This is a genomic window from Streptomyces sp. NPDC001890 (assembly GCF_042891445.1).
Lineage (GTDB): Bacteria > Actinomycetota > Actinomycetes > Streptomycetales > Streptomycetaceae > Streptomyces.
The window spans coordinates 18,023-37,539 of the sequence record NZ_JBIATE010000015.1 but is presented as its reverse complement, the minus strand read 5'-3'; the positions used below and the strand labels follow the sequence as shown (position 1 = coordinate 37,539).

Below are 19,517 nucleotides of genomic sequence, written 5' to 3'. Positions count from 1 at the left end.
AAGGGCTGTCCTGAAAGTGCGGCCGTGTCTTGACCTGAGGTCGGCTCGGTAGGGTCAGGACCGCAGCCGGCGGAAGAGGACCGTTCGATGGCGACGTACGACCAGCTGACCGAGTGGGCCGGTCCGGGGCATGTCACGCGAGCCGGACGGGGCGTGGTGGCCAACTGGCGGATCCCGGGCTTCATGAAGGCACAGCTCGTCGAGGTGGGCATCCCGGTGGCTCCGCGCCTCATCGAGCGGGTCGTGATGCAGAGCGAGGCTGATCCGGTCCTGCTCACGTCCCGCGGCCCGCTCTACTGCCTCACGGAGGACACCGACCCCAGTACGCCGGCCGAGCGGTCATCGTTCGGTGTCGAGCCGGAGACGGGGGCGGTCTACTTCGTCATGCCGGACGGGCAGGCATGGTTCGCCAACTCGGGTGTCGATGTGTGGCTTGACGTCCTGCACCGTTACGGCAGCCGCGTCACCGCCTCGGAGCTTCTCAGCGAGCCGGACGGCCCCGAGGAGTACCTCTCCGAAGAGGAGGAGGAACAGGCTTTCGCCGAACTGAACCGGCTGGCCGAGGAACTGAAGGAGGTCGACCCCGCGGCCTTCAACGGCTACGAGGGGTTTCTCTGGCCGGGGCTCCTGGACCGCTGGCTCTACTGAACTCGACCCGGCAGACCTACCAGGCCCGTGCCGGGCGTTTGCGCAGGTCACCATGCCCGTAGGAGCGTGGTTGGAGCGCTGACGTCCTCTCAGCGCGCCACGTTTCTTTCGCCGTGCTCGCTCTTGTGGGTGATTGTGCGGTGCGCGGCCTTTCGGGAACATCGGGATCACCCGGTAACAGGAGGAGGAGTTGCGCTTGCTTGCAACGATCACGCGCCGCATGGCGATGGTACTCACCGCCGCGATCACCCTGATTCCCCTGACGGCTACGGAGAGCGCTGCGGCGTCCTGCCCAGCCAACAACTTCTGTTTGTGGGAGGACGGTCCGTCAAGCTCGCGCATGGCCCGGTTCGTGAACGGTGCCGATGACACTGGCCGTGCCGGCCTGCCGGACGGCGGCGAAACAATGCAGAACAGGACCCAGACCGACTGGTGCGTGTGGTCGAACCGGAACTACGGAGGGACGAAGAAGGTGGTCCACCCCGGCGAGTTCGTCAGCTTCGGTAAATTCACTGTGTTCTCTCTGCTGCCCGAGACCACGTGGCGCTGCGTTACCTGACAGGCTCTCCGCCCAGTCCATGCTCATCGTCGGCACAGGCCGGGCATAGACCCGCGTGACGTGTCAGGGCCGCGTTCCCATGGGTGGTCAGGCCACCCGAACGCCGTGCGGGGCGCGCCGTCGGAGTCGTCCGCCCACAGCGAGCACACCCCCGTCAGCACCTGCCTGACGGCCGCCCGGGGTCTGCGTACCCTCCGCCGCGCTCCCACCTGGTGTTCGATGTGCTTCCTCGGCACGGTCAGGTGTCTTTGATCCGGCACAGCCAGCCGCTTCGCCCGTGCCGGGACCGCGGCCTCTCGTAACCGCGCTCCCGGCACCAGCCGAGCAAGGACAGCACGCCGCCCGGCGGGAGTTCCACGTGCTCACCGCCGCAGCGCCTCGAAGCAGTTCCAGCCCCCCGCCGACCTCGTCGGCCGCCACCGACGCCGGCGGCCGGTCGTCCACCTGACGACCAACGAGGTTCTCCGCGACGACGCCCACGTCCTGCCACGGCTCGGTGTCCCTCCCTCGCCGCTCCAGGAACCCGTCGCGACGCTGCTGCTGGACCACATCTCCGTACTACAGATGCCTGAATGGCAGTTGGGCGTGGATCCAGGCGTGGCAGGATCGCGACCATGCCGCTCAATGTCCCCCGTCTCCGGATCGGCTCGACCGAGATCATCGCCCTCGCCGACGGCGAGGGACCGTTCTTCTCCCCGCGCGCCGAGGCCTTCCCCGAGGCCACGGCTGCTCAGTGGGCCGAGGCCGACCGCTACGACCCGGGAGCAGTCGACGCCGAGGGCCGCTGGCGGGTCCAGTTCCGCGCGTACGCGATCCGCGGTGACAAGGGGCTCACCGTCGTGGACGCCGGGATCGGGCCTGCGGACGGCCCGGCCGGCTCGTGGGCGCCCGTGCCCGGTGTGCTCCCCGAGTCGCTCGCCGCCGCGGGCATCGACCCGGCCGAAGTCGACACCGTGGTGCTCACGCATCTGCACACCGACCACGTCGGATGGGCGGTCGTGAGCGAGACGGCCGTCCCCTCAGCGGGCGGCGCGGTGGACGGCAACGCTTCGGTCGGCGACACGACGAGCAGCCGCCGCCCCTATTTCCCGAACGCCGAATACCTGCTCCAGCGAGCCGAGTTCGACGCCCTCGACACGCTCAACCCGCAGCTTCGCGAGACCCTCACCGACCCGCTCGCGGCGGCCGGTCGGCTCCGGCTCCTCGACGGGGACACGCCGCTTCGCACCGGGCGCGCGGTCGCCACGCCCGGTCACACACCCGGGCACCAGAGCGTGCTGGTCGCCGACGGGCGCGAACTGGCACTCGTCACCGGCGACCTCCTGGTGCACGCACTCCAGCTGCTCCACCCGGAGCTCGCCTACTCGCACGAGAGCGACCCCGAGGCAGCCAGGCGCTCAAGGGAGCGCATGCTCGGCCGCGAAGCCGCCACCACGCTGCACCTGGCGGCGTCGCATCTGACGGAACCGTTCATCTCGGCGTGACGGCGGCCGTCCGAGCTGAAGGACGGCGTTGTCACCCTGCGGCCACCGGCCCCTCTCCAAACCCCGCCCGGCACGCCTCGGCGTTGGGCCGGCCACGGGGTTGCCTTCCAGGGGGTCGGCGTACACGCGAACGTGGCGCGGGCAAGAATTCCGTGGCCGGAGATCATCTCGGTATGAGGGTCGACCGGTCCGTGATGTGTGCAGTCCGGGCGCTGAGGGTGGACCACTTCGCGCTCGGCAAGCGCTGGACGACAAGCTGAGCGGCTGCCCGAGGCGACCTTTGCCCTGTTCCGGGGGCGCGGCCTCCAGTGCCAGCACTGCGACGTGCCATCTTGGCCCGGACCACTGGAGTTGCTGGGGCGTATCCGCCGCTTCGGCGGTGGGGCGACGGGGCACCGGGGCGCGTTGAGTATCAGGAGTCGGCTGATCTTGTCGCAGATGCGCTGACTTCGTCACAGCAGCGCAACCGCCTTGCTCGCCCCGGCTGTTGCTCTGACTTGCTGGATAAGGTCCCTCTCGAAAACACCGGCAGATCAAAAGGGGGAATCATGGGGCTCAAGCGTGCGGGCCGGTTCGGCACTGCTGGCGTGGTGGTTGCCGGGGCACTGGGTGCGTCGGTCGTCTTCACTCCGTCGTCCGCATCCGCGGCAAGCGACTGGCACTGCTACGGCACCGCAGTCAAGCGCTGCGCCACCGTCTGGTGGGACGAGGCAGCCAACACCTACCGGGCGCGGGCGAAGATCACCGACGTCGCTGGTGGCGGCAGCTACCAGGTCAAGGTCACCAACGTGAAGCTTCAACGCACCAGCAGCAGCGGTGGCTATGTGACGGTGCGTTCCGCGAAGGACTACGACGGCTGGCACGGCACCGAGGACTTGGCCGGCACCAGCACCGTCAACCCGTGCGCCTGGCCTGGGCAGAGTTTCAGCGTGGTGGCGACGTTCAGCTGGAAAGGTGCGTCCGTCGGCGAGAAGACCTGGCGTCCCAACAATGCATGGGGCCATCTCTGCAGCTGACATCGCGCGATGCGTCCGTCCCGCACTGAGCGGTGCGGGACGGACGCGCTCCCCCCGGCGCATGCGCCGAGCTGAAACGCCTCGTCAAGCTCGACGTCCTCACCGAGGTCGACGCCGGAGCTTCATCAGGAAGCAGTAGCCGACGGAAGCTCCGAGACCAGCAGCCTTGCCCCAACCTCACCCAGAAACGGATATCAGCTCTCGAACCCGACCTCTGATCACCTGGCCCAAGCCTCACCTCGACGATCACGGAGGGCATCCGGATCCGTGTGGGTCGCGCTTCGGCTCAGCTCTCCCTCGGCACCTCGATGTCGTAGACCAGCGCATACACGATGTCCCGGGCCTGGCGCAGGTCGTAGTCCGTGGCGTCCAAGATCACCTTGAGCGCCCGGAGGGTGTCGCCACCCAGCATGAACATGCGCGCGTCGGCCTGAGCCTCGGCCGGAACCGGCAGGGCACGGGCTCGCCGTGGATCCACGCTCCGCGGGATCTTCGGCAGCCCGCCCTCCTTTTTTCTGCCCCCGAACACCTTCAGTCCCCAACCCCTCACCCGTACGACCGGTTCGTGGAGCGCATCCTATGCGGACGGGCGCTCCGGCAGATTCAACGTCCTCGCCAAAGCCGGCACCGGCGGCTTCGCCAGGGAGCAGTAGCCGTCCAGGCCGACGACCAGCAGCCTTGCTCCAACTCAAGCGTCCTGCCCGGATCGACCCGGCGTCGTCACTCACCAGTCCGCTTTCCGAGCCGTGGTCCAGCCAGCGGAGCCCGTCAGCACCATTCTGATGGCACACCTGGATGCGGCGGCGCCAGAACGTTTTCTCCGGCTCGACCACCCGCAACTTCACGAACCGTGCCAGCAACGCCGGATCCGCTCTCGGCGAAGCCCATCGCCCGATCGATACCAGCGCAGCGTCGTGGGGTCGCCCCTCGTCCAGGCATCCAACGTCGGCACACCCAGCGCGTTGACACGGGTGCGTGCCTCGGTGAGGAGAGTACGGCCCCGCACGGTTGAGTAACGCCTCAGGACACACGAGTACGGCTACTCACGCGGCACACCACGTCGACATCTACCGTCACACGCATGTCCAAGAGCCCTGTACGCAGAACACAAGTCTCCGGGCGGCCCGTCCTGTGTGCCGTTATAGGACTTGTGACGGTAACGCTGCTGGCCGCCGCCGCGGTGGCGGGGAACGCCGTGTGGAACGGCGCCCCGTACCCTTCGGCCGACCCCGACGCGGTCGCGCAACGACTCAAGGCAAGGTCCGACGAGGTGTACGACGGCTTCGCACTGCCTGAGAAGTACGCAGCGGACACCAGCGAGTTCGATACCAGTGGCTGCTACTACCGCGGGCTGAGGGGCATCGCCCACATCGACAGAGCACGAAGCGATGTCCGCAGCTTCGGTCTCGATTGGAGCGTGCCCGGCGTCCCCGAAGCCGCAGCCCGGGACGCGCAGCGGCGCGTGCGCCAGCAACTGGTACAGAAGGGCTGGAAACTCACCCTCGAAGGCGACCGTGCGGGAACGAACCTCCGCGAACTGGGCTTCCGATTCGAGGAACCGGAAGGCGGCGACCAGATCGACGTGCGGTGGAACGACTCGACCACAACCCTGTTCATCAGCGTCTACGCGCCCTGCGGGCAGGTTCCCGATAGCTTCGTGGACCACAACTGGGGCGAGGCGGACTGGCATCCGAAAAGGCAGCCCACCGGGATCTGAGAAGACCTCCCCGTCCACCGGGCTGCGGATGCGGCAGTGCGCCCCGCTGGTTCGGCTGCTCACCACCCACCGTATGTCGAGTGATCCAGCGGTTGCGACCGCTTCTGGCGATCGAGCCGCCCCGCCGCCCCTCCGGCGCTCAGCTTGTCCTTCAGCTGCCAAGACCTTCCGGGCTTGCCGATGGCCTTGAGGGTCTCGGGACGTTTGACGGTTCTGCCGACGTCGTAGCGGGGTGCCCGGTGCTTGTTCTTGGCGCCGGGCGGCCGTCCGGGGCTGGCTTCTCGGGGGTTTGGGAACACGGGTCGCCGGGCGGTCAGACACTCGTAGAACTCTCCCCTGAAGCGTGACGCTCCCGCGAACGCTGCCCGCCGGACAGCATCGGACAGCAGACTCACCCTCACGGCCTTCGTCGTGGTCACGTGCACCTCGGTCGGAGCACAGGATCAGACGAAGGCCGCCCCCACGTACGGCGAATACCCAGCAGTGCTACCCAGTTCGAGACGTCGTTCGAGACCAGTCGGCGAGCAGACTCAGTCAGGGAGCGCCACGGTGAGATCCACCTCGACGAGTTGTCCGGAAAAGCCCAACTGGGTGACGCCCAGCAGCGTGCTGGCAGTGGTGAACGCCGGGCCGATGGCAGAGCCGGTGAGCCGATCCCACACAGCCCCCAGGACGTCCCTGTCGTCGCTCCGCACGTAGATCACTGACCGCACTACATGTTGTGGCTGAGCGCTCACGGCTGCGAGAGCAACGGACGCGTTCGCCGCAACCTGGTCGACCTGTGTCTCAAAGGAGCCGGCTCCGACGAGGGCACCATTTCCATCGAGCGGACACTGCCCCGCAAGATGGGCCGTGCGGCCGGCCTCGACCACGGTGACATGGTGGTAGCCAGGCGTCTGATGTAACTGCTCGGGGTTGATACGAGTGATCTTTTCAGTCATGCCTGCGAGTCTGACCGGTATGCATGCCGGCATGCACCTCGATTCCACCCACCGGCAGGCACTCTGCAGCGGCCCAAAGTCATAAAGACGAGCTCAGCTTGCTCTTTATGGTCTGAGGTCGATCTTCAACCTCCATACGGGTCAGTCAGTGGTTTCCAGACCGACCAGGAGAGAGGCGACATCGAGGCCCGTGGTGAGGTAGTCCTCGAACATCGGATTGTTCAAGGCCCAGGGCGACCGCCTTTCCCGGATGAGCTGGATCGCCGTCATCGCGGGCTGGCCCAGCTCGATGAGGGTTTGCGCCACCACCAGACCGGAGCGGTTGTAGCCGGCGTTGCAGCGGACCAGAGCCGTACGTCCGCGCCGCATCGCGTGGGCCGCGGTAGTGGCCAGCTGCTGGACGGTCTGGATCTGATCGGCAGTGAGGGGGCCATCGGGGATCTCGGCGATCAGATGGTCCACGCCCGGCTCAGGTCCGTGATCGGGTCGGGTGAACAGGCTGATGACCAGGTCGAACTCGGTGCCAACGACCGCAGCATGGCTCTGCCCAAGAGCGTCGGTCCACTGATGGCCGCCCATCCATAGTCTCGGCGCGACCTCGCTCCATGGAGTCGGCGGCTCAGGCGTGCCCCCACGTTTCTGACGCGTCCTCACCCGAGATCCCCCTTCAACCGGGCAAGCGGGACAGGCGGCAGCCCCTCCCTCAACTCGAATGGTCCCTCGAACATGCTCCTCACGTGAGGATTCTCCGGACAACTGACCGGCCTCCGCCCGATTCTGTGCTCCGGCCAAGGAATGCACCGAACCAGAACGAAGGCCGCAGGAATGAACCTGGCGCACCTTGACGCGCCAGGGAAAGCGTTCGCCGAAGCGTCACGCTTCCGGGGCGACTTCTTCTCGTGCCTGGACGCGCACCGCGACGAACCGTTCGAGCTCACGGACACCCTGCTCTGCGCCGACGGACGGGTGATGACACCAGTGGACCTGACGCTGCTGCCCGAGCACCGGCGTGGGCACGGCGCGTTGTACTCCGCCCTGAACGACGGTCGTATCGACATTGCACGGCTGCGGCGGGTCCTGGCCACTCTGCCGCAGCCCAAGGCTGCGGACCATCGGTCGTTCTGGCCGTGGACGTGAGCAACTGGCTGCGGCCCGACACTGAGGCGCTTCCGCAGGCTGACCGCCACGGCGGCCCGAGCGAGGCCGGGCGGAGGACCCGTGTCGTACCTCCGTGGTACTCATGTCCCATGAGCCAGTTCCGCGACTTCAACCTCAAGCTGCTCGTCATCGAGGAGCTCATGTACGGCCCCGAGCCGCTCCTCCCGGTCTACGACCTGCCCGCGCGGCTGGCCGATCAGGGGATCGGCGACCCCGCGTCCTACGTCCTGGAGAACGGCCTCCACGCGGAGGTGCTGCCGGAGTCCCGGGCCCATTTCGAGGCCCTGGAGATCCCGGCCGAGCTGCTCGCCCGCGTCGAGGAACTGTGCTTCGACGCCGGGGCAGACGTCTTCCGGCACTGTGCCCCCGCCTGGGACGGCGAGGACGACCTGTTCGACGTCCGCTCGCTCGACGACCTCGCCCTGCTGCCCAACCTGCGAGAGGTCACCTTCGTGGAGGACGGCGTCCTGGCGGTGCCGGACGCGGCAGAGGTCTTCGCCGCATCCGGCATCGACACCGACTGAGCCCCGGCACCCGTTCGTCGCCCGCCACCCCGACCGGGGCCCTCAGGAACCCCGCCGGGGAAGGCGACGCACCGCCGTCACGCGGACGCCTCCAGCGCTAAGGCTGCTCCCGACGCTCCCGACGGCCCTGGCTCGCCCAGCTGCTCCGGCAGCGGCGCCGCGTGCGCCACGGTCAGCCGGCTACGACGACCCCGAGTACGACAACTACGACGGCAGCGCCGGTCCGTGCGGATCAGGGGCAGGGTCAGACGCACAGGGTCGAGCGCCAGCAGGACGACATCGGTCCCGCAGCTGCTCCGGCTGCGGTGGCCGTGAGGACCGGTTCTCGTCCAGGGCTGTTCGAAGGCTGACCAGTGTGGATTCGTGGGAGTGGACGACCGACCCGCTCCAGCGGACCAGGCCGTCCACCCCTCGCCCAGCAGACCTTGGGGCAGGACTCATTCTTGAAACCGGCCTTTCTCCTGTTCACGGGACGCCGTCTGGAGGCCAGGCCGCGCTGCCGCCTTCGGGTTCCGGCTCACTTTCCGTGGAGGGCTGACCGAGTGTGATGTCAGTGGTGTGTGGTGGGATGGCCGAACTCTGCTGCCGTGACCTGCTGGGAGCCTGCCCTGATGCCCGTGTATTCGTCTCTGTCCCACGCCCTGGCCGAGGCACTGGTCGACGCCCTGTGGTTCATCGAGGGCAGTGAAGACGAGCAGATGGATCCGGACGACGCCGTCAAGGTCCTGGAGGGTGTCGCCCACCTGGTCAGCAAGCTGTCGAGCGACCAGCGGAGCGAATTGACCCACCTGCTCGGGACGATGGCCGAAGCCGAGTCCGACCCCGCTCGGCGGGAGTTCCTGGAAGGGTTCCCGGAGGGCTTCGGGCTCCTTGATGATGCGGTCCGACCTGTACTTCACGAGTGGAGCAGGACGCGCTTGCGGAGGAGATGAAAGCCGGCCCGGCCGAGCATCAGCTTCCCTGGTAGCCGAGGGGACGATCTCTTCCCACAGCTTCCAGGCATTGGTACAGCCCGCATCCCAGCGGTCATCAAGGTAGGGCTTGTACTCGTCCAGGACTGAGGACCGGTTCTGCCACTGGCCCGTGAGGAGGTCTTCCGGCCGTGGGGCGTCGGCGAATCGCTGGACGGTGCGGCAGGTCATGCCGAGCTGCCGCTGGATCGAGCGTCGGCTGTGCCCTGCCTCTATCAGAGCGTGGATCGTGGCATGCCGGGCTCTGGTGCGGTCGGCGAAGCGGCTGCTGGTCGTCCACGGTGAGGTCGCGTACTCGGCTGCCGGAGCCGGGCGGCCTCAGTTCGTAGGGTGGCGGGAACCAGAATGCGCAGGCAGCGGCGGTGCGGGGAGACGCTTCGCTCCGCGGCCTTGCTGAGGGGCGCCCTTGCTGAGGGGCTCCCTCGCCCTCTACCGGTGCCGGGGAAACGGGGCGCTCGGCCCGGGCGTCGGGGGACGTCCGGGCCGAGGGCTCGTGGTGCGGCTGCCGGGCTACTTGACGCAGGTGCGGTCGCGGGCGGGAAGGCGGCCGGTGGCGAGGTAGGAGTTGACGGTGGAGTCGATGCAGGCGTTGCCGTAGACGCCGTAATTGACGTGCTGGTTGGCGCCGGCGAGGGTGAGGAGGCGGGAGCTGGGCAGACGGTCGTGCAGGGCGACGCTGTTGGTGTAAAGGACGCGGGGGTCACCCGTGGAGGCGACGATCAGGGCCCGGGTGTCGTGGCGGACCCGGACGGGTGCCTCGCGCGGGCGGTCCCAGAAGGCGCACGGGGTGATGCTCTCGGTCAGCGGGGCGAACAACGGGTGGGCAGCGCGGCCCCGTTCGATGTCACTCCAGTACGTCTCGGGGTCGCGCGGGGCGGAAACGTCGCCGCACAGGATCGCGGTCTGGGCGCTCGCGACGGAGGAACCGGCCGGGGTGAACACGCTGCGCAGCAGGCCGGCGAAGGCGGGCGACAGGGTGGTGGGGCGGCCTTCGGCGGCCCGGGCGAGCAGGGACATGTGCTCGGCCAGGGAGGCGCGCGCCGGGTCGGTGTCGTTGGCGAGTTCGGTGAAGAGCAGGGCGGGGACCTGGCTGCCGTCGAGGCGGAAGACGTCGGGGGCGGTGCCGACGGTGAGCGGTTCGCGGGCGGAGACGGCGATCACGTCGTCGAGGGTGGCGCGTACCTGGTCGCGGGTGCGGCCGAGGCCGTAGGTGCCGTGGCGCGCGGCCGTCCAGTCGGCCCAGTCGTCGTACGCCTTCTCGTTCTCGGCGTCGGCTCCCTTCAGGAGGCGGGGGTTGTAGCGGTCGGGGTCCAGGGCGCTGTCGAGGACCACCCGGTCGTGGCGGGTGGGGAACATCTGGGTGTAGGCCGTGCCCAGGTACGTGCCGTAGGAGAAGCCCAGGTAGGAGATCTTCCGCTCGCCGAGGACGCTGCGGACGACGTCGATGTCGCGGGCGGTGTTGCGGGTCGTGACGTGCGGCAGGAGCGGGCCGTTGGTGGCCCGGCACTGCTCCGCGACCCTTCTGGCGCGGGCCGTCTGGCGGTCGAAGCCGGCCCGGTCGGGGCCTGCCGAGAGCAGGCCGGGGCCGGAGGGCAGACCGCAGTCCAGGGGGGTGCTGCGGCCGGTGAAGCGCGGGTCCATGCCGATCAGGTCGTAGCGGGCACCGGTCTCCTTCATCACGGGGCGCACGGCGAGTCCCGTGCCGAGGCCCGGGCCGCCCGGACCTCCGGGGTTGACCATGAGGGAGCCGATCCGGTGACGGGTGTCGGTGGCCTTCAGGCGGGATATGGCGACGGTGATGGTCCGGCCGTGGGGCTTGCCGTAGTCGAGCGGTACGGTCACGTCCGCGCAGCGTGCGCCCGCGGTGTCGAGGGCACGGCCCGTCTCGTCGTTCGCGCCTTGGGCGCAGTGGTGCCAATGGGGGCGCTGCTGGTAATAGCGGCCGAGCCCGGCCGCGGGGGCCGCGGTGGCGGCCGCAGGCGTCGCGGCGGTGGCGGCGGGTGGGGCGGCCAGGCCGGTGGTGAGGCCGGCGGTGAGGACGAGCCCTATGGCCGAGACGCGCCGTACGGCGGTGCTGGGGGTGATCATGGTGCTTCTCCTGACGGTGATGAACACGACCGGTCCGGAGAGCGTCCGGGCCGGTCAGACCGAGCCTTTCAGCGCGCCCCGCCCGCGCACATCGCCGTGCGGCACGAACTGGCGGTACATCAGGTGCAGCAGGGCGGGTCGCCGACGTGCGTCCTGCGTACTACCTCCCCCCGGAGGCGACGGGGAGGCGACGCCGGGACACGCCGGGAAGGAAGCGCCACGGGCTGGTCGGTCCGAGGCCGGGGCGGGGCGCGCATGGTGTGCGGCCCGCTCCCGCGACGGCGGCGGTCTCCCCGCCCGCGGGGAGGGTCCCGTGGTGGAGGTCGGCCGCTCGCAACGGTTCGCTGCTCTCCGCTGCGAGGTGGGCCGCCCCCACTTGGGCGGTCTACTGGTGGGATGGACGGCTTGGACGCCGGTTCCCTCGTAGAGCTCGGGCGTGAGGGCGAGCAGGTAGCGGCAAGCCGACAGGGAAGTCGGCGCAGTGGTGGGCGGTGTGGAATGCGTGGACGGCTGCCCAGGAGCGCCCGGCGTGGAGCAGTCCGGTGGCGGTGAGCTCGGCGGCGGCGTCGAAGGGCTCGATCGTGATGAACCGCAGTCTGTGGATGCGGGCGAGAAGGCCGGGGCGTTCGGTGTCGTCGGTGGTGAGAGCGAGCGCCGGGACGCAGAGGGTGCCCGGGCCGCCGGAGGCTTGTACGTAGAACGCGGCGATGGCCTCGGTGTGCGGGTTCTCGGGCTCGTGGAGGGCGGTGGCGGTCGTGTGGTCCAGGAAGGGCGACCGCCACCCTCCGGGACGAGGCGGCGCGGGTAGGCCAGGACGCCGTTGCGGCCCTCGGCCGCCCCGAAGGGTGACCACCACGGAGTTGGTCCCGCCGATGATCGAGGGGCGCCTGGCGGTGGCCGGCGGCCTGGAGCGCGCCGCCGCGCTGGCCGAGCCGGTCCACCGGATCGCCAAGACCCAGACGGCGCGCGGACTTCGCCGTGCGCTGCGCCTGCGCGGGCCCACCCGGATCGATGGGGAATTACGGGCAGCCGTCCGACTACTGGGAGGTGCCGTCCTGCCACGCGCGACGATCTCTGCCGCAACGGGACCCGCCACCCGTCCCCGACAACGACGCGCAGCCTCCTCCTGCCGGAGCGGGGGAACGACCTCCCGCAGCACGCCCCACAGAGCGACAGGGAAGCTGCCGAAGCAGAGCACGCCCCGGGCACCGAACCGGCCGACGAACCAGCCGACGAACCGGACTTCGGCCCAGTCGGCGACAGCAACCACCTCCCGAACGCTCCGCCGAACCGGCGACGGCAGCCGGGACCGCTGGTCGCGATCGCCGCCTGCACCGCCGCCGGCGTACTGGCCCTGGCCCTCTGTCCACACGACAAACCCTCCGAGAACAACCGCGCGCACAACGCGCCCTCAGCTTGTCGTTTAACCTCGTCTCCGTTGGGGGTGGGGATGGAGCAGGCGGTTGTCGAATCTGTCAGGTACTCCGCTGAGTGCCAGGATTGCGGTGCGGAGCTGGAGTGCTGGGGAGTTCAGGCTCTGGTGGACGGTCGGTTGCGATGGGACGTTGAATCAACCTGTTTCGCGTGTGGATTTGCGGTAGCCGTGTGTGGTGGCGACGTGCCTGCCGAACGGCGGGATCAGATCCTCTCCGAGCATGGACCCGCGAGGCTGCAGGTGAGCAGTCCGCCGACGAAGAACGTCGCCATCATGCGCGTGCTGCGGGCAGAACTCGGCATTGACCTGAAGAACGCCAAGGCTGTGCTGCGCCGTGTAGTGGACGGTGATTACTCAGGAACGCTTCCCGAGATGGAACACCTGGCCCGCACGCTTCGGGAGGCTGACGTCGCTGCTACCGCTACTCGCCCTCAAGGCGTCTGATCTGGTAGCTCTGTGACGTTTCGCCTGGGTTTGGTGCCCTTCTTGTGGTGAGCAGGGCGACTGTATGCCTGGCCTGACTTCATCGAGCAGTAGCGGGTTCTGGCGCAGATCTTGGGGAGTCGTTGCGGAGGGTGACGACCTTGTTCGATTGAGAGGGGTCCGAACTCCGGTTGCCTGACGTGAACGCGCACCTCGTACCCTCCGCACATGACTGACGATCCGTTTGAGTGCCGCTGTGTCCTGTGCCGTGACTATGGTGACCGGGACGAGGTGGATCGCGTGGATTTGACGGTCATCGAGCATGTGCAGCAGCACGGATGGCACGTCGTGATGGTTCCCGAAGACGAGATCGGTCCTGGATTCGCCTATACGATCGGCCTCGCGCACACTCACGGTGGACCTGAACTCGCCGTGTTCGGGCTCGATGTGCACGCTATGCATCGCATGCTCAACACACTCGGAGAGAAGTCTGCCGCGGGCGAAGCACTGGCGGACGGCCAGAGCCATCTTGATGTTGTCGACGGTCATCGAGTTGCGCTCAGGCAGGTTGATCGCGGCTGGTACCGGACCTTCTTCGGACTGGCCATCGGGTTCTACCGGCGGCCACCTCTCCCCGTGCTGCAAGTCGCGTGGCCTGATGCCGAGGGCCGTTTCCACTGGGGTGAACAGGCTGGCGAGAGGCATCGCGAGTCACAGCCTCAGTTGTGGCTGCCTCCGAGTGACCACCCTGTCGGGATCTGGACGGCCGAACTCTGATCTGAAGGCGCTGGGAAGCGGCGATCCAGCACGCGTGCGATGCACTACTGAAGCGAGATCATTTTGCGTAGAAGTTCAAATCCGGCTCGGCCGTAGAGCGGCCTCTTGATCTTCTTGATGCGGTTCACGGCTCCCTCGACGCTGCCCGAGCTCCAGCCCAGGGTGAGGCCGGTGGTCACGGCGTCGAGGACTCGGCGCAGGTGGAGCGCGAAGCCGGTGAGCCCGGGCAGCAGGCTGGCATCGACCGCGTCGATCCAGACAGGGAGCGTGGCGCCGAGGCGGCCGGGGAGCATCTCGCCGAAATCGCGGACGTGCCCGACGGCTTTGTCCAGTTCGGGGCAGCGGGCCAGGGCCTCCGGAAACCCAGCACCGGGTACCGAACTCGCCGACGAATTCATCGCCATCAGCTGCCGGCCACCGGTCAGGATGCTTCGCGACTTCGACGCAGGTCCTGCACCGCACCCCGCGCCGCTGCGGACGGCAGACCTCCCATTGCATCCGCAGCGAGCCACTCCAGCCGTACGTACCGCATCCGGCACCCGGGGGGCGGCTCAGGGCCAGACGATATTCAGGACCGTCAAGCGGCGCAGCGGCCGGTTCACCCGGAAGGTGAGGGTGACGATGCGTCCACTTTGTGAACGTCGGACGGATCTGCCGTAACAGGAGGTCAGTTCGCGTACACGATGATGAGGCACAGAGCCGCGAAGGGCACGACGGACCCGCCGAGCAGCGCCAGCACCGCCGGTACCGCCGCTGTCAGCCGCTTCTTGCCCTTGCGTCGGCCCGAGCGGAACACCACGCCGGCCAGGACGAGCGGCAGCGCCATGAGGGCGAGAAAGGTCGCCGGCACCAGGAACCGGCTGTACGCGGTGGTTTCGGCGTCAGTGACCAGATGCCAGGCGTTCGTGCCGCAGAACACAGCCGGGCCGGCCAGCAGAAAGAAAGAGAGGCCCAACGCCACGGCGACGGTCACTCCTTCCGTCAGTCGCTCGGCCCACGCGTGCTCCCGACGGACTTCCGCCATCTCTCCGTTCTCCATGCCGACTCCTCCAGTTGCCGCAGTTTGGTGTCGCCGCAGCTGGCGCTTCGGTTGAACTGCTCAGTCCGTGGCCCGCAGAAGAAGATAGCGTCAGGGCCCAGGGCTGCGGACATGGCGCTGTCGTTCTGCTGAGCTTGCCGTTTAACCTCCTCCCGACCTTGACCGTTGCCGATCGCGATAGGGGTCGGCAGGATGACGGGCATGGCTGTGTCACCAGCAACACGTCAGCTTTGCGACGCCACATTTTCGGATGCCGAAGCTGCGAGCGTCCTGTCACTCCTTGATCTCTATGCAGGCGCGGAGCGTGAACGCGTGCATCAGGCTGTCGTCCGGCTGAGCGGAGGACGACTCGGCACGCTCCGCATGTGGCTCGATGAGGCCAAACGCAACCCGGAGACCGTCCTGTGGTTCGGCGAGTCGCCCTCCGACGTCTCTCAGAACACACACGCCTTCGGAGTGGAGTTCATCAACGCCTTTCTTGACAGGCACCTCGATACTCCTGCGGAGCCTACGGACGAGTGACAGACGTCTTTCGGCATACCGCGCCGCAAAATCGAGCGACTGCCTCGAACTTGTTCGGCGTTTTCGCAGTTCAGCGGACAAACAGGCGGCCTTCGCGTGGTCCTGTGCTCGCTCACGGAGTGGATCTGCGCGAAGGCCGTGGTCGTGAGTCCGGTACATCAGGGCGTCCTGCGGGATGCGTTTGCGGAAGTGTCACACTTCCGGGCGGTGCTGTACGCGTGCCTGACCGCGCGGGGCGACGCTTTGTTCGAGTTGTGCGACGCGCTGCTGTGCACGGACGGGCCGGTCCGCACGCTGGTTGATCTCGCGCTCGCGCCCGAACACCGCCGTGGGCACGGGGCTCTGTACGGCGGGCTCAACCAGGGCCAGATCGACGTCGCACGGCTACGTCGAGCCCTGATTGGGGTGCCGTTGCCGCGGGCGGCGGACGGTCGGCTGGTGCTGGCGGTTGATGTGTCGCCATTGCTGCGGCCGGACGCCAACACGTGTGTTGACCGGTCCTTTTGCCACACCTTCGGGCGAGGTGAGGGCAAGCACCAGATGGTGCCGGGCTGGCCGTACTCGGTGGTGGCCGCGCTGGAAACCGGCCGCACGTCCTGGACGGCAGTGCTGGACGCAGTCCGCCTGCAGCCCGGCGCCGACGTCGCCGCGGTGACCACGGCCCAGATCCGCGAGGTCATCGAGCGGCTGATTGCCTCCGGCCAGTGCAAGCCGGGTGATCCGGAGGTCCTAGTCGTGCTGGATGCCGGATACGACGCTCCGCGCATCGCCCACCTGCTGGCCGGCCTGCCCGTTGAGATCCTCGGCCGACTCCGCTCAGATCGAGTGATGCGGAGTCCGGCACTTTCTCGCACAGAGTCCGGCCTGGCCAACCCCAGAGGCGGCTGGCCGCCCAAGCACGGCGGCGAATTCGTCTTCGGTGACCCCGCAACCTGGGGTACTGAGCAGGCCATGACGACCACGGACACCCGCTGAGTGCGTGCTTTCGAAGTCCGGCGCGTGATCACTCGGCGGCTGTAGGCCGTCCCGAACTGGGGACGTCAGCGCCGGACGCGGTCTCTGTCACTCGACTGCAGAGCAGCGCATGCCACTTGGCTGAGACCGCGCTGCCGTGGTGGCTACGCCGTCTGACGGAATGCTGTTCCGTCCGGAACGCCAGGGCTTCGGCGGCGAAGCCGGTTGAGATGGCACCCTTGGTGAGGAAAGCTCTGTGACCATGGAGTACTTCTGCTACCACCGAGACCGGCCGGGCTCCCTCGCGTTGCGCGAGGAACTGCTGGAGAAGCACTGGTCCTACATGGACCGGTACGCGAAGGAACTGATCGCCCGCGGCCCGACCTTCACCCATGACGGTGAGACGCTGACCGGAAGCGTGCACATCATCGATCTGCCCGACTCCGCCGCTGCACGCGCGTTCGCCTTCGACGAACCCAACTACCAGGCCGGAGCGTACCGGGACGTGCTGCTGCGCCGATGGCGCAACACGCTGGGGCGCACCATGTGGGACTTTCCCGGTGGCCGAAGCAGTGGCAGCCAGTACTTGGTCCTCGGCCTCGGCGAGGGCCCCGCCGCAGACCTCACCCCGCCACCCGACCAGGACGAACTGATCGCGTACGGGCCACTGCTGGCCGACGACGGCGACACATGGCTCGGCACGGCCGCGCTGGTCCGGGCCCTGGACCCGGATGCGGCACGCACCGTCCTGACCCCGGACCGGTACGCGGACATCGAGGTCCACGCCTGGGAGTTCGGCGGACGCCGATGAACCACGGAGGCACCGGCCCGATGCCACCCCCGGAACACATCGACCTGGGACAGGAACGGTAACGGTGACGATGCGGATGGTCCCGTTGGTGGGCGGACCGGTGGAGTTACGGGGTGCGCTGGACCTGGAGACCACAGCGGCAGGGGTGATGCCGCGCCGACTGCCCGCGTGGACCAAGGAGCAGTACCAGGACCCGTCGGTCTACGGGGTGACCGTGATGCCTTCGGGAGTGCGGCTGGTGTTCCGCACCGATGCACGCGCCTTGGAGTTGGAGATACTCACCTCCACCGGCCAGCTCGCCACCGACCCCCACCCTCGCCCGACCGGGATGCTGGAGTTGTTGGTGGACGGTGCCCTGGCCGGGCGCCGGCAGGCACCGGTGGGCAACGTACTGAGAATGGCGGGCCCCGGAGCCGCACAGCGACTCATCCCGGGCAAACCTGGAACCGTACGGTTCGCCGGACTGCCGGCCGGCATGAAGAACGTCGAGTTGTGGCTTCCGCAGCAGACCCCTACGGAACTGGTGGCACTGCGCGCCGACGGCGACGTGCTGGCGCCGCTGCAGGGCGGGCGGCGCCGCTGGGTGCACCACGGCAGTTCCATCAGCCACTGCATCGAGGCTGACGGTCCGACCGGGACCTGGCCGGTGGTGGCAGCCGCGCTCGGAGGGGTGGAGGTGATCAACCTCAGCCAGGCGGGCAACGCACTGCTGGACCCCTACGTCGCCCGGACGATCCGCGACACGCCCGCCGACCTGATCAGCCTGAAGGTGGGCATCAACATCGTGAGCCTGTCCGCCTTCCGGCTGCGGACGTTCGGCCCGGCGGTACACGGATTTCTGGACACGATCCGGGACGGTCACCCGGACACCCCGCTGCTGCTGATCTCCCCGGTGAGCTGCCCGGCCCTTGAGCAGGTTCCCGGCCCGACCAGGACCGGACCGGACGGGAGGATCACCGCCCTGGGCGACCCGGCCGATGTGGCCGACGGCGCACTGTCGCTGACGGTGGTCCGCACCGAGCTGGCCCGGATCGCCGCAGCACGACAGGCATCTGATCCCCACCTCCACTGTCTCGACGGACGAGCACTGCTCGGCCCGGACGAGACGGACGACCTGACCGACGGCCTTCACCCCACCGCCGCCGCGTACCGCCGAATGGGCAAGCGCTTCGCTGCCCACGCCTTCACACCCGACGGTCCCTTCCGCTGAGCTGTTCTTGCCCTCCGGTGTCGAAATGCGCTTCGAACTGGGCCGCCGGCCTGGGCATTCGCCGGACGCTGAGGCGGCCTTCGTCTGATCATGTGCCCCGACCAGGGACGAGTCAGGAGCGTCAGCTCGACCGCCGAGTGCATCGCACCCGGCGCGCACAGCACCGCGTCCACCAGGAGGGGATCGAGGGGCCGCAACTGGCAAGTTCAGAGAATCCTGCATCAGATGTCCGATGCTGCAGGTCCCACCACGCCAACGAGCCCGGCTCGTGGAGATCGTCCACAACCTCGTCGAGCGCATCGAGGAGGCCCGATTGAACGGCTGGCTCGGTGAAGTCCAAGGACTCCAAGTCAGCCTGATCAAGGCCAAGGAGAAGTTCGTCGCGCTCGACCGCAGCATGAAACGAAACTGTGGGAACGGCCCCACCAGTCTGGGAATGCCAGGCTTGGGTGGGATGCGGTGAGGGCCCGCGGTCTCAGGTGCTCGAAAGGAAGTCCCGCCAGAAACCGACGGTTGCTTGTGGGCGCCAGTTCTCAGGAGTGTGGGCATCAAAGTCGTCGAACTCGTGGTTGACGTAGTCGACCAGGTCAGTGCCGTAGCAGATGATGTCGGTGCCCCAGATCGACAGGACCGGATGTCCATACGAGCCAGCGCCAGCGGGTAGGAACCGGTGAGCGTACACAGGAACGAGCTTGGGTACCCGCGCCAACAATGCCTGGGCCTCCACCAAGGCGTCGTCGGGATCTGCCGGACGCTGTCCCCAGGCCGAGTGCCAGTACCCGTGCTGGACTGCCAGGACGATGCCCTCGACCGGCCAGTCCAGCTGCTGCCGGATCGCCTCTGGCTGGCCATGGCGCCAGTTGGGCCAAGGGTTTTCCCAAGTGGCGCCCTCTTCGGGCGGCTCGCTGACCGGCAGACCCGCAGCTAGAAAGGCACGGTGGTCGTCGGCGAACTCAAAGCCGTACTCCCGCTCGATGCGCTGGAACTCGGTGTCGCTCAGACCCGGCTCGATCTCGCAGCAGTCGGCAGCTACAAGGAGGCGGGCTGCCTCTATCCCCAGCTTCATCCCGTTCATCACGCTCGAACACTAGCGCCAGCCACTTCGAGTCCACACGGAATAAGGCCCGCTCAGACCGCCAGGGCGTAGTCCGGATAATCGTCGCTCATCGCCTTGAACGCGACGTCCGGCCGACGCAGCAGACCGGTGGTTACCTGCGCGGCGACGTGCTCGTCCCGGGTG

21 protein-coding genes and 4 pseudogenes are annotated in these 19,517 nt (G+C 68.1%); 16 read left to right on the top strand and 9 right to left on the bottom strand.

The genetic code is table 11. The features are described from left to right. Positions 1-87: 87 nt before the first annotated feature. From ACFYY1_RS28915 to ACFYY1_RS28900, 4 genes are all read left to right on the top strand, one after another. On the top strand, positions 88-648 hold the full coding sequence (locus ACFYY1_RS28915) for an SUKH-4 family immunity protein (protein WP_388590811.1): 561 nt from the start codon (positions 88-90) through the stop codon (positions 646-648). A gap of 196 nt (positions 649-844) precedes the next feature. Next, complete coding sequence (locus tag ACFYY1_RS28910) at positions 845-1,207, top strand: peptidase inhibitor family I36 protein (protein WP_388590809.1); 363 nt, start codon at positions 845-847, stop codon at positions 1,205-1,207. Positions 1,208-1,821: 614 nt separating this feature from the next. Then, positions 1,822-2,691: an MBL fold metallo-hydrolase gene (locus ACFYY1_RS28905; RefSeq protein ID WP_388590807.1), complete on the top strand. Its 870-nt coding sequence runs from the start codon at positions 1,822-1,824 to the stop codon at positions 2,689-2,691. 548 nt (positions 2,692-3,239) lie between these two features. Continuing rightward, the gene (locus ACFYY1_RS28900; RefSeq protein ID WP_388590805.1) at positions 3,240-3,707 is read left to right on the top strand and encodes a hypothetical protein; all 468 of its coding nucleotides are present in this window, start codon (positions 3,240-3,242) and stop codon (positions 3,705-3,707) included. Positions 3,708-3,993: 286 nt separating this feature from the next. Here the strand turns inward: ACFYY1_RS28900 and ACFYY1_RS28895 are convergent, their stop codons facing one another. Beyond that, complete coding sequence (locus ACFYY1_RS28895) at positions 3,994-4,185, bottom strand: hypothetical protein (protein WP_388590804.1); 192 nt, start codon at positions 4,183-4,185, stop codon at positions 3,994-3,996. A gap of 672 nt (positions 4,186-4,857) precedes the next feature. Between ACFYY1_RS28895 and ACFYY1_RS28890 the strand changes: the two genes are divergently transcribed. Continuing rightward, the gene (locus ACFYY1_RS28890; RefSeq protein WP_388590803.1) at positions 4,858-5,424 is read left to right on the top strand and encodes a hypothetical protein; all 567 of its coding nucleotides are present in this window, start codon (positions 4,858-4,860) and stop codon (positions 5,422-5,424) included. Between the two features lie 16 nt (positions 5,425-5,440). Then, positions 5,441-5,555 (top strand): annotated as a pseudogene (locus ACFYY1_RS28885) (transposase family protein); the annotation flags it as partial. 399 nt (positions 5,556-5,954) lie between these two features. On the opposite strand, the gene ACFYY1_RS28880 reads toward ACFYY1_RS28885, so the two are convergent. Continuing rightward, positions 5,955-6,365 carry a RidA family protein gene (locus ACFYY1_RS28880; RefSeq protein WP_388590801.1) on the bottom strand — a complete coding sequence of 137 codons (411 nt, stop codon included), beginning with the start codon at positions 6,363-6,365 and terminating at the stop codon, positions 5,955-5,957. 141 nt (positions 6,366-6,506) lie between these two features. Next, entirely contained in the window at positions 6,507-6,944 is a 438-nt protein-coding gene (locus tag ACFYY1_RS28875) for a protein phosphatase (RefSeq protein WP_388590799.1), read from the bottom strand. A gap of 246 nt (positions 6,945-7,190) precedes the next feature. Here ACFYY1_RS28875 and ACFYY1_RS28870 point away from each other — a divergent pair. The 3 genes and pseudogenes from ACFYY1_RS28870 to ACFYY1_RS28860 form a co-directional block, all read left to right on the top strand. Continuing rightward, positions 7,191-7,549 (top strand): annotated as a pseudogene (locus ACFYY1_RS28870) (transposase); the annotation flags it as partial. A 63-nt stretch (positions 7,550-7,612) separates the two neighbouring features. Further along, entirely contained in the window at positions 7,613-8,047 is a 435-nt protein-coding gene (locus ACFYY1_RS28865) for a DUF6892 domain-containing protein (RefSeq protein WP_388591067.1), read from the top strand. A gap of 611 nt (positions 8,048-8,658) precedes the next feature. Next, entirely contained in the window at positions 8,659-8,979 is a 321-nt protein-coding gene (locus ACFYY1_RS28860; RefSeq protein WP_388590797.1) for a hypothetical protein, read from the top strand. Between the two features lie 549 nt (positions 8,980-9,528). Here ACFYY1_RS28860 and ACFYY1_RS28855 read toward each other — a convergent pair. After that, a complete protein-coding gene (locus ACFYY1_RS28855) occupies positions 9,529-11,106 on the bottom strand; it encodes an alpha/beta fold hydrolase (protein ID WP_388590796.1) in 1,578 nt (525 codons plus the stop codon). A gap of 385 nt (positions 11,107-11,491) precedes the next feature. Beyond that, positions 11,492-12,058: a hypothetical protein gene (locus tag ACFYY1_RS28850; RefSeq protein WP_388590794.1), complete on the bottom strand. Its 567-nt coding sequence runs from the start codon at positions 12,056-12,058 to the stop codon at positions 11,492-11,494. 666 nt (positions 12,059-12,724) lie between these two features. Between ACFYY1_RS28850 and ACFYY1_RS28845 the strand changes: the two genes are divergently transcribed. Continuing rightward, positions 12,725-12,985 (top strand): hypothetical protein, encoded by a 261-nt coding sequence (locus tag ACFYY1_RS28845; protein ID WP_388590793.1) that lies wholly within the window; start codon positions 12,725-12,727, stop codon positions 12,983-12,985. A 207-nt stretch (positions 12,986-13,192) separates the two neighbouring features. Further along, positions 13,193-13,741: a DUF4262 domain-containing protein gene (locus ACFYY1_RS28840; RefSeq protein ID WP_388590791.1), complete on the top strand. Its 549-nt coding sequence runs from the start codon at positions 13,193-13,195 to the stop codon at positions 13,739-13,741. 44 nt (positions 13,742-13,785) lie between these two features. On the opposite strand, the gene ACFYY1_RS28835 is transcribed toward ACFYY1_RS28840, so the two are convergent. After that, on the bottom strand, positions 13,786-14,145 hold the full coding sequence (locus ACFYY1_RS28835; RefSeq protein WP_388590789.1) for a transposase: 360 nt from the start codon (positions 14,143-14,145) through the stop codon (positions 13,786-13,788). A 263-nt stretch (positions 14,146-14,408) separates the two neighbouring features. Beyond that, positions 14,409-14,780, bottom strand: a complete 372-nt coding sequence (locus ACFYY1_RS28830) for a hypothetical protein (protein ID WP_388590787.1) — start codon at positions 14,778-14,780, stop codon at positions 14,409-14,411. Between the two features lie 201 nt (positions 14,781-14,981). Here ACFYY1_RS28830 and ACFYY1_RS28825 point away from each other — a divergent pair, with 201 nt between their 5' ends. The 5 genes and pseudogenes from ACFYY1_RS28825 to ACFYY1_RS28805 all read left to right on the top strand — a co-directional run bounded on the left by ACFYY1_RS28825 (position 14,982) and on the right by ACFYY1_RS28805 (position 18,740). After that, on the top strand, positions 14,982-15,302 hold the full coding sequence (locus tag ACFYY1_RS28825; RefSeq protein WP_388590785.1) for a hypothetical protein: 321 nt from the start codon (positions 14,982-14,984) through the stop codon (positions 15,300-15,302). Between the two features lie 144 nt (positions 15,303-15,446). Continuing rightward, positions 15,447-16,274: pseudogene (locus ACFYY1_RS28820) on the top strand (transposase); the annotation flags it as partial. A 244-nt stretch (positions 16,275-16,518) separates the two neighbouring features. After that, entirely contained in the window at positions 16,519-17,067 is a 549-nt protein-coding gene (locus ACFYY1_RS28815) for a YciI family protein (RefSeq protein WP_388591066.1), read from the top strand. Between the two features lie 70 nt (positions 17,068-17,137). Then, positions 17,138-18,277, top strand: a complete 1,140-nt coding sequence (locus tag ACFYY1_RS28810; RefSeq protein WP_388591064.1) for a GDSL-type esterase/lipase family protein — start codon at positions 17,138-17,140, stop codon at positions 18,275-18,277. A 268-nt stretch (positions 18,278-18,545) separates the two neighbouring features. After that, entirely contained in the window at positions 18,546-18,740 is a 195-nt protein-coding gene (locus ACFYY1_RS28805) for a hypothetical protein (RefSeq protein WP_388590783.1), read from the top strand. A gap of 12 nt (positions 18,741-18,752) precedes the next feature. Here the strand turns inward: ACFYY1_RS28805 and ACFYY1_RS28800 are convergent, their stop codons facing one another. Further along, positions 18,753-19,352: a hypothetical protein gene (locus tag ACFYY1_RS28800; protein WP_388591063.1), complete on the bottom strand. Its 600-nt coding sequence runs from the start codon at positions 19,350-19,352 to the stop codon at positions 18,753-18,755. Between the two features lie 80 nt (positions 19,353-19,432). Next, a pseudogene (locus ACFYY1_RS28795) lies at positions 19,433-19,516 on the bottom strand (DUF6192 family protein); the annotation flags it as partial. Between the last annotated feature and the right edge of the window lies 1 nt (position 19,517).